At 45.8% G+C, this 1,032-nt stretch carries 2 protein-coding genes; both read left to right on the forward strand.

Annotation, left to right across the window (positions count from 1 at the left end):
• Nucleotides 1–107 precede the first annotated feature (107 nt).
• The gene (locus D5R40_RS38780; RefSeq protein ID WP_205127872.1) at nucleotides 108–359 is read left to right on the forward strand and encodes a HesA/MoeB/ThiF family protein; all 252 of its coding nucleotides are present in this window, start codon (nucleotides 108–110) and stop codon (nucleotides 357–359) included.
• Between the two features lie 41 nt (nucleotides 360–400).
• The gene (locus D5R40_RS43395; protein ID WP_375339460.1) at nucleotides 401–733 is read left to right on the forward strand and encodes a ThiF family adenylyltransferase; all 333 of its coding nucleotides are present in this window, start codon (nucleotides 401–403) and stop codon (nucleotides 731–733) included.
• Nucleotides 734–1,032: the final 299 nt, after the last annotated feature.

Raw genomic sequence — 1,032 nt, forward strand, 5'->3', positions numbered from 1 at the left:
TTTTTTCTATAGTGTCGTAGTTATTACAACTCAGCTACATATGCGTACCCTAGGCTTACTCTTGTGTTTAAAAGATATTACATAGAATTTCAACGAGATCTAATCAGATGGAAGGATACAATTTTAGCAAAGAGGAACTCAACCGTTATGCACGGCATTTTGCCATTCCGGAATTTGGTTTGGCAGGGCAAGAAAAGTTGAAGCAAAGTAAGGTCCTGGTTGTAGGAGCTGGCGGGCTAGGTAGCCCCGTCCTGCTTTATCTTGCAGCGGCCGGCGTCGGTAAAATTGGCATCGTTGATTTCGATGTAGTTGACACCAGCAATCTCCAGCGTCAGGTTCCTATACCGTTGACGATGTAGGTCAATCCAAAGCACAGCTGGCAAAAAAAAGGATTCTAGCCATGAATCCACATATTGAAGTAGAAGTCTATCAGGAAGCCCTTACTCGAGATAATGCGTTGCAGCTGGTGAGTCAATATGATGTCGTGGCAGACGGGACAGATAACTTCCCAACTCGCTATCTTGTCAATGATGCATGTGTCCTAGCGGGAAAGGTCAATGTCTACGCCAGTATTTTCCGTTTCGAAGGCCAGGTTTCCGTTTTCAATCTATCGGCGGCAGACGGCAGTCGTGGTCCCAACTATCGGGATTTGTTTCCGGAGCCACCGCCCCAGATATGGTTCCCAATTGTGCAGAGGAGGAGTCCTAGGTGTCTTACCTGGCATTATTGGTAGTCTTCAGGCCAGCGAAGTGATTAAAGTGATTACCGGTGTGGGAGAGCTTTGAGTGGCCGTCTTTTCTTATTTGATGCTGCTGCCTTTAGTACCAGAGTGCTAAAATTCCCAATTAATCCTAATCTGGAATCAAGGAGTTAATTGATTACGACGAATTCTGTGGTGTGCCTAAGCCAAATCAAGCAGGGAATAGCTTTGATCTTAATGTACAACAGCTCCATGAGTTGGCTGAACGAGGAGAGGACTTTTTGCTACTCGATGTGCGCGAAGACTATGAGTTTGCCACGGATGAAATGGGT

Origin of the sequence: Okeania hirsuta (assembly GCF_003838195.1) — a bacterium.
In the GTDB taxonomy this organism is placed as follows: domain Bacteria; phylum Cyanobacteriota; class Cyanobacteriia; order Cyanobacteriales; family Microcoleaceae; genus Okeania; species Okeania hirsuta.